Genomic DNA, 7,707 nt, shown 5'->3' on the forward strand with positions numbered 1-7,707 from the left:
CCCCCCCCCCCCCCCCCCCCCCCCCCCCCCCCCCCCCCCCCCCCCCCCCCCCCCCCCCCCCCCCCCGCCCCCCCCCCGCGGCGCCCCCCCCTTCTCGTACGTAACCGCGGTACCGCTACGCCGACTTCTCGTGCGGGCCCTGGTCCTTCGGGACGATGCGCGGCACCAGCGTCGGGTTGACGTTGGAGCGGACCACGTCCGAGGTGATGACCACGCGGGCCACGTCCTTGCGGGACGGGACCTCGTACATCACCGACATCAGGACCTCTTCCATGATGGCGCGCAGACCGCGCGCGCCCGTCTGGCGGAGGATCGCCTGGTCGGCGATGGCTTCGAGGGCCTCGCGCTCGAAGTCCAGCTCTACACCGTCGAGTTCGAACAGCCGCTGGTACTGCTTGACCAGCGCGTTGCGCGGCTCGACGAGGATCTGCAGCAGCGCCTCGCGGTCCAGGTTGTGCACGGAGGTCAGCACGGGGAGACGGCCGATGAACTCGGGGATCATCCCGAACTTCACCAGGTCCTCCGGCATGACCTCGTGGAACTGGTCGCTCGCCTCGATCTCGCGCTTCGAGCGGATCGTCGCCCCGAAGCCGATGCCCTTGGCGCCCGCGCGCGACTCGATGATCTTCTCCAGGCCGGCGAAGGCGCCGCCCACGATGAAGAGCACGTTCGTCGTGTCGATCTGGATGAACTCCTGGTGCGGGTGCTTGCGTCCGCCCTGCGGCGGGACCGAGGCGGTGGTGCCCTCCAGGATCTTCAGCAGGGCCTGCTGGACGCCCTCGCCGCTGACATCACGCGTGATCGACGGGTTTTCGCTCTTACGGGCGACCTTGTCGATCTCGTCGATGTAGATGATCCCGGTCTCGGCCTTCTTGACGTCGTAGTCGGCCGCCTGGATCAGCTTCAGCAGGATGTTCTCGACGTCCTCGCCGACGTACCCGGCCTCCGTCAGCGCCGTCGCGTCGGCGATGGCGAACGGGACGTTCAGCATGCGGGCGAGCGTCTGCGCGAGGAGGGTCTTGCCGGAACCCGTGGGCCCCAGCAGCAGGATGTTGGACTTCGCGAGCTCGATCGCGTCGTCGCGGCCCTGCGCGCCGCCGTTCTCGCCGGCCTGGACCCGCTTGTAGTGGTTGTAGACCGCTACGGAGAGCGCCTTCTTCGCCGGCTCCTGGCCGACGACGTAGCTCTCCAGGAACTCGTAGATCTCACGGGGCTTGGGGAGTTCCTCCCACCGGACCTCGGAGGTCTCCGCGAGTTCCTCTTCGATGATCTCGTTGCAGAGGTCGATGCACTCGTCGCAGATGTACACACCGGGTCCTGCGATGAGCTTCTTCACCTGCTTCTGGCTCTTTCCGCAGAACGAGCACTTGAGCAGGTCGCCGCCGTCACCGATGCGTGCCACGAGGTGCTTCCCCTTCGCCTGGGAGACGCCTGGTTCAGCGCTCCTGGTGCCTCATATCCGACGGTACCTTGCCGGGGGCCCCGTGCGGGGCCCCCTTGACGTGGTTCACATCGCCGAACGGCGACGCGCCCACGCCAATTGGCGGCAAGGATCAGACCGCGCTGCTCTTACGGGTGGAGACGATCTGGTCGATCAGGCCGTACGCGAGCGCGTCCTCGGCCGTCAGGATCTTGTCGCGCTCGATGTCCTCGCGGATCTTCTCCAGCGGGGTGGTCGAGTGCTTGGCCAGCATGGACTCCAGCTGGTCACGCATGCGCAGGATCTCGTTGGCCGCGATCTCCAGGTCGGAGAGCTGCTCGCGGCCGGTACCGCCCGAGGGCTGGTGGATCAGCACGCGGGCGTTCGGCAGCGCCATGCGCTTGCCGGGGGTGCCGGCGGCGAGCAGGACCGCGGCGGCGGAGGCCGCCTGGCCCATGCAGACCGTCTGGATGTCCGGCTTCACGAACTGCATCGTGTCGTAGATCGCCGTCAGCGCGGTGAAGGAGCCGCCGGGGCTGTTGATGTAGATGGAGATGTCGCGGTCCGGGTCCATCGACTCCAGGCACAGCAGCTGCGCCATGACGTCGTTCGCGGACGCGTCGTCGATCTGCACGCCGAGGAAGATCACGCGCTCCTCGAAGAGCTTCGCGTACGGGTCGTACTCGCGCACGCCCTGCGAGGTGCGCTCGACGAAGCGCGGGATGACGTAGCGGTTGTCCACCTGCGGGCCGTTGTGGAGGCCGCTCGCGGGAGAGAGGTTGTTCATGTACATCTGGGTGTTCACCATCCTGGTGGCGTTCTGCGGGCTGAGGATTGCCTGGAACGGGCGGGCGTACGGAGGTGCGTTCGCCGGGGCCGGGATCAGGCCCCGGTGCCGCCGCCGCCCGGGACCAGGGACGCCGCGGAGATGATCTCGTCGATCAGGCCGTACGCCTTGGCCTCCTCGGCCGTGAACCAGCGGTCGCGGTCACCGTCGCGGATGATCGCTTCCACGGTCTGGCCCGAGTGGAGCGCGGTGATCTCAGCCATGCGCTGCTTGGTGCGCAGCAGGTACTGGGCCTGGATCTTGATGTCCGAGGCCGTGCCGCCGATGCCGGCGGAGCCCTGGTGCATCAGGATGTCGGTGTTCGGCAGCGAGAAGCGCTTGCCTGCGGTGCCGCCGGTGAGCAGGAACTGGCCCATGGAGGCCGCCATGCCCATACCGATGGTGACGACGTCGTTCGGGATGTACTGCATGGTGTCGTAGACGGCCATGCCGGCCGTCACGGAGCCACCGGGGCTGTTGATGTACAGGTAGATGTCCTTCTCCGGCTCGGCGGCCAGGAGGAGGAGCTGCGCCGTGATCTTGTTCGCGATGTCGTCGTCGACCTGCTGCCCGAGGAAGATGATGCGCTCGCCGAGCAGCCGGTTGTAGACATGGTCGCCGAGGCCGCCACCGATGGACGGCTCACCCGCGGCGTAAGGCTTCAGATTCGTCACGTATCCACCTGCTCGTCTCCGACGGCCATGTGCCGTCTCAGCGTCTCGTTCTGGGGCGCGGACCTACCGGTGGGGCGATGCCCTCCGGCTTCGGGTACTCCCGTGCCCTCGTATTCATGGACCCTAACGCGCAGGTAGGACAACGCCATCCCGCTTCCCGAACTGTTCGCTCGGAGCGCAAGGTCCGCACCCCTCACGACGGGTGTGCGGAAGGGCCCGGACGCGGCTGCGTCCGGGCCCTTCACGGCACTGCTCAATGGGCTTCGCCCGAGGTGTTACTTGGCCTCGTCGGCCGCCGGCTCGGCGGCGGCGTCGCCCTCGACGTCGGCGTCGGCCGCGGCCTCGACGGCCTCGGTCTCGTCCTCGTCGTCGGAGAGGTCGATGACCTCACCGTTGGTGTCGGTGACCTTGGCCTTCTCGACGACGACCGCGAGGGCCTTGCCGCGAGCGACCTCGCCGACCAGCATCGGGACCTGGCCGCCCTCGACGACCGCCTGGGCGAACTGGTCGGGGGACATGCCGGAGGACTGCGCGCGGCGCATGAGGTGCTCGGTGAGCTCCTCCTGGTTGACGCCCAGCTTCTCCTTGTTGACCAGGGCGTCCAGCAGGAACTGGGTCTTGATGCCCTTGACGGCCTGCTCGGTGGTCTCGGCGTCGAACTCCTCGACCGTCTTGCCCTGGAACTCCAGGTACTTCTCGATGGTCAGACCCATCTGGCCGAGCTGGTGGTGCTCCAGGTTGTGCTTGCGGGTCTGGACCTCGTCCGCGAGCAGCTTCTCGGGGACCGGGATCTCCGCGAGCTCGAGGAACTTCTCCAGCACGCGCTCCTGGGCCTGGGTGGCCTGGTCGTACTGCTTGGTGTCCTCAAGGCGCTTGCGGCTGTCCGCCTTGAGCTCGTCGAGGGTGTCGAACTCGCTCGCCATCTGGGCGAACTCGTCGTCCAGCTCCGGCAGCTCGCGGGCGGAGACCTTGGTGACCTTGACGGTGACCTCGGCGTCCTTGCCCTCGGCGGAGCCGCCCTTCAGCTGGGAGGTGAAGGTGGCCTCGCCACCGGCCTCCAGGCCCTTGACGGCCTCGTCGATGCCATCGAGAAGCTCGCCCGAGCCGATGGTGTAGGAAACGTCGCTCGCGACGCCGTCCTCCAGCACCTCACCGTCGACCTTGGCCTCCAGGTCGATCGTGACGACGTCGCCGTCCTGGGCGGCGCGCTCGACGTCCTTGGTGGACGCGAAACGGCCGCGCAGCTGCTCGACCGCCTTCTCGACGTCCTCGTCGGACACCTCGACGGCGTCGACCTCGACCTCGATGCCGGAGTAGTCCGGGATCTCGATCTCGGGGCGGACGTCCACCTCGGCGGTGAAGGACAGCAGCTCGCCGTCCTTCAGCTCCTTGATGTCGACCTCGGGCTGGCCCAGCGGGTTCAGGTCGGCCTCGTTGACCGCCTCGGTGTAGAACTTCGGGAGGGCGTCGTTGACGGCCTCCTCCAGCACCGCACCGCGGCCGAAGCGCTGGTCGATGACGCGGGCCGGGATCTTGCCCTTGCGGAAGCCCTTCACCGTGACCTGCTGGTTGATCTTCTTGTAGGCCGCGTCGAGGCTGTCCTTGAGCTCCTCGAAGGGCACCTCAACAGTGAGCCGAACCCGAGTCGGGTTCAGGGTCTCCACGGCGCTCTTCACGGTTCGGTCTCCTTGTGGCTGACTGCTGGGGGTTCTGCCGTCACGCTGTGATTCAGCGGTTCAGCGGATTCGGCCCGGCATCAGACACACGGGCACGCAGCTTGCATAGTAACCGCAAGCGGCAATCAGCCCACAACGCGATCATCGGCGCGATCTTGGTTGAGGCAGTACTCGTGGTCGGGGTGGCCGGATTCGAACCGACGACCTTCCGCTCCCAAAGCGGACGCGCTACCAAGCTGCGCCACACCCCGTCGGTGCGACACGTAGGGTACATGCCCGGAGACCCTCCGACACGCGCGTTTCCCCTGCGGGCGGCCGCGCGCGCGGCGCGGGGCTCTCGCTCCGGCGCGGAAAGCGGTGTGCAATCCCCCGGCGGGACCCGCTAGGATGCTGTCCGTGCAGCGGTCCCCGGACCTGCGGCGCACGTCTTGCGGGTGTAGCTCAATGGTAGAGCACTAGTCTTCCAAACTAGCTACGCGGGTTCGATTCCCGTCACCCGCTCTGAAGCGAAAAGGGCCAGGTCAGAGGATGTTTCCTCGATCTGGCCCTTCGCCGTTCCCGGGGCGCGATCGGCCATGACCGCGGCGTTCGTCCGGTGTTCCGCCGCGATGGCCGAGCCGTCGGCAGGTCGGTGGCACGCGCGGGCCGACGCTGCGGCTGCGCGACCGCGGCGCGTTGGAACCGTCGCAGCCGACCGCTCCACCGCGGGCCGGATCTCGGCGGGGATCCCGGCCGCGGCTCGGCGCGGTCCGGGGGCGGTCGCCTAGAGCTTGATGCCGGCGATGGTGTCGGCGAGGGAGTTCAGGAAGCGGTTGACGTCCGGGGCGATGGAGCTGGACGCCAGGAAGAAGCCGAAGAGGACGGCGACGATGGCGGGGCCGGCCTTCATGTGCTTGCCGCGGATCAGGATCACCAGGATGATCGCCAACAGAACCACCACTGACAGCGAAATGGCCACTACTGATCACACCTTCGGTCGTCCCCTGGTCGGCCCGGGGTGTACGGCCGTGCGCACCCCCACACGTTCCATCCTCCCACCAACCGGCCCCGGCTATCCGTCTCGTGACGAATCGCCCCCGCATGTTTCCCTCCTCGTGGGCGTGTTGCGCCCTTCACGGCACGGTGATGCCGAGGAGGGAGCGGACATAGGCGTACTTCGCGGACAAACGATCGCGGGTGGGGTCGTCGAGGACGGAGAGCCTGACGGGATCGGCGTTGTGCGCGAGGTCCGCCTCCTTCACGAGGACGGCGCCCGGGGTGGCCAGGATGCGGGCGGCGTACTCCTCCAGCGGCTCCCCGGGGCGCTTGGTGAGGGCCAGGACGATGGCCTTGACCGCGTCCGGGAGGGCCGCCGAGGCGAGCCACTCGGCGCTGAGGGCGTCGTCCTCGACGGAGTCGTGCAGCCAGGCCGCGGCCTGCTGTTCGGGGCTGCCGCCGCGCAGGCGGACGCCCTCGGCGACGGCCGCCAGGTGCTCGGCGTAGGGCCGACCGGCCTTGTCGGTCTGACCCTCGTGCGCCGCGCGGGCGAGGGCTTCGACCTCCAGCAGGGTCAGTGACTGTCCCGTCATGCGATCTCCTTCGCTGCCGTACGGAGGGCCTCGGCGGCCCGGCGCACATCGGCCTGCGTGGTGCGCCAGTTGGAGAACGCGGCGCGCAGCGCGGGGGTTCCCCCGTGGACGGTCGGGGTGACGAACACCTCGGCCGCGACGGCCTCCCGCAGGGCGGTGAGACGCTCGGGGGTGGGGTCCTCGGCGAGGGTGAAGCAGACGACGTTCAGGCGGACCGGGGCGAGGAGCCGGAAGGACGGGTCACCGTCGAGGCGCTCGCCGAGGGAGCGTGCGCAGGCGATGTCGCGTTCGACGATCTCCCGGTGGCCCCGGCGGCCGTAGGCGCGCAGGGTGAACCAGGCGGCGAGGGCGCGCAGCCGGTGCGAGTTCTCCGGGGTGAGGTGGACCAGGTCGGGGTGCTCGCCGAGCGGCCCGAGGTAGGCGGCGGCGTTCTGGAAGACGCGGGCCTGGAGGTCCCGGCGGCGGGTGAACTGGACGGCGCTGTCGTAGGGGACGTTGAGCCACTTGTGGAGGTCGACGCAGATGGAGTCGGAGGCGTCGAGGCCGTCGGCGAGGTGGGCGTGTTCCGGGGAGAGGGCCGCGAAGGCGCCGAAGGCGGCGTCGGTGTGCAGCCAGAAGTCGTGGTGGTCCTTGAGGGCGGCGACCGCCCGGAGGTCGTCGAAGTCGACGGTGTTGACGGTGCCGGCGTTGGCGACGACCACCGCCGGGCCGGGGGTGTCGGCGAGGGCCCGTGCCAGGGCTGCCGGGTCGACGGCCTCGCGGTCGGGCAGGGTGGGGACGCGGACTAGGGAGGAGCGGCCGAGGCCGAGGAACGAGAGGGCCTTGGCGATGGAGGAATGCGGGGCTCCGGAGAGCACCCGTACGGGGCCGAGCGCGGCGGCGCCGTCCTCGGCCGGGGAGACCCCTAGGCGTTCGCCGAGCCATTCGCGGGCGATGGCGAGGCCGGTGGTGTTGGACATGGTGGCGCCGCTGACGAAGGTGCCGCTGTGGGCGTCGGAGAGGCCGAAGAGCTCGCGGAGCCAGCCGACGGTCTCCCGTTCAAGGAGCTGCCCGGCGCCGTCGAAGGAGGAGTTGGAGTTCTGGTCGTGGGCGGCGGTCAGCCAGTCCCCCGCGAGGGCGGCGGGGGTGGCGCCGCCGGTGACGAAGCCGAGGTAGCGGGGGCCCGCGGAGGCCGACAGGCGCGGGGCCCAGCGGGTCGTGAAGTCGGCGAGGGCCCGTTCCGTGCCGTCGCCGTGCTCGGGGAGCGGTTCGGGAAGGGGCGGGGCGCCGGGGGCCGGTACGACGGGCCGGGAGTCCAGGGTCGTGAGGGCCTCGGTCGCGGCGCGGCGGGTGGCGTCGAGGAGGTCGGGGAGGCGGGCGAGGTCGTCGGCGAGGCTGCGGTCCATGGCGGCACGGTAGACGGGGACCGGGCGGGCGGGGACGTGCCAATTCTCTGCGAGTGGCCGGGGGGAGGGGTGGGCGGGGCCGGCGTGGCGGGCGCGGGGGCGGCGTGGCCGGCACGGGAGCGCCGTGCCCGGCACGGGAGCGCCGTGCCCGGGACGGG

At 69.8% G+C, this 7,707-nt stretch carries 7 protein-coding genes and 2 tRNA genes; 1 reads left to right on the forward strand and 8 read right to left on the reverse strand.

The window, feature by feature from the left end:
- Positions 1-115: 115 nt before the first annotated feature.
- From clpX to NOD94_RS39185, 5 genes are all read right to left on the reverse strand, one after another.
- Entirely contained in the window at positions 116-1,402 is a 1,287-nt protein-coding gene (clpX, locus tag NOD94_RS39165; RefSeq protein WP_281211021.1) for an ATP-dependent Clp protease ATP-binding subunit ClpX, read from the reverse strand.
- Positions 1,403-1,553: 151 nt separating this feature from the next.
- Entirely contained in the window at positions 1,554-2,228 is a 675-nt protein-coding gene (locus NOD94_RS39170) for an ATP-dependent Clp protease proteolytic subunit (RefSeq protein ID WP_281211022.1), read from the reverse strand.
- Between the two features lie 74 nt (positions 2,229-2,302).
- The gene (locus NOD94_RS39175) at positions 2,303-2,920 is read right to left on the reverse strand and encodes an ATP-dependent Clp protease proteolytic subunit (protein WP_266577310.1); all 618 of its coding nucleotides are present in this window, start codon (positions 2,918-2,920) and stop codon (positions 2,303-2,305) included.
- Between the two features lie 275 nt (positions 2,921-3,195).
- Positions 3,196-4,596 carry a trigger factor gene (gene tig, locus NOD94_RS39180; RefSeq protein WP_281211023.1) on the reverse strand — a complete coding sequence of 467 codons (1,401 nt, stop codon included), beginning with the start codon at positions 4,594-4,596 and terminating at the stop codon, positions 3,196-3,198.
- Positions 4,597-4,770: 174 nt separating this feature from the next.
- Positions 4,771-4,847: transfer RNA gene (locus NOD94_RS39185), tRNA-Pro, on the reverse strand.
- A 179-nt stretch (positions 4,848-5,026) separates the two neighbouring features.
- Between NOD94_RS39185 and NOD94_RS39190 the strand changes: the two genes are divergently transcribed.
- Positions 5,027-5,097, forward strand: a tRNA-Gly gene (locus NOD94_RS39190).
- A gap of 262 nt (positions 5,098-5,359) precedes the next feature.
- On the opposite strand, the gene NOD94_RS39195 is transcribed toward NOD94_RS39190, so the two are convergent.
- From NOD94_RS39195 to NOD94_RS39205, 3 genes are all read right to left on the reverse strand, one after another.
- Positions 5,360-5,554 carry a hypothetical protein gene (locus NOD94_RS39195; RefSeq protein ID WP_079426944.1) on the reverse strand — a complete coding sequence of 65 codons (195 nt, stop codon included), beginning with the start codon at positions 5,552-5,554 and terminating at the stop codon, positions 5,360-5,362.
- Positions 5,555-5,708: 154 nt separating this feature from the next.
- Positions 5,709-6,164 (reverse strand): HD domain-containing protein, encoded by a 456-nt coding sequence (locus tag NOD94_RS39200; protein WP_281211024.1) that lies wholly within the window; start codon positions 6,162-6,164, stop codon positions 5,709-5,711.
- Complete coding sequence (locus tag NOD94_RS39205; RefSeq protein ID WP_281211025.1) at positions 6,161-7,549, reverse strand: pyridoxal-dependent decarboxylase; 1,389 nt, start codon at positions 7,547-7,549, stop codon at positions 6,161-6,163. Before NOD94_RS39205 ends, NOD94_RS39200 begins: the two co-directional genes overlap by 4 nt.
- Positions 7,550-7,707: the final 158 nt, after the last annotated feature.

The organism is Streptomyces sp. Isolate_45, from assembly GCF_024721315.2.
Lineage (GTDB): Bacteria > Actinomycetota > Actinomycetes > Streptomycetales > Streptomycetaceae > Streptomyces.

Bases quoted from the DNA above. Each gene is read 5' to 3' on its own strand.
- NOD94_RS39200 (WP_281211024.1), bottom strand. From the start codon at position 6,164: ATGACGGGACAGTCACTGACCCTGCTGGAGGTCGAAGCCCTCGCCCGC.
- NOD94_RS39170 (WP_281211022.1), bottom strand. From the start codon at position 2,228: ATGGTGAACACCCAGATGTACATGAACAACCTCTCTCCCGCGAGCGGC.
- NOD94_RS39205 (WP_281211025.1), bottom strand. From the start codon at position 7,549: ATGGACCGCAGCCTCGCCGACGACCTCGCCCGCCTCCCCGACCTCCTC.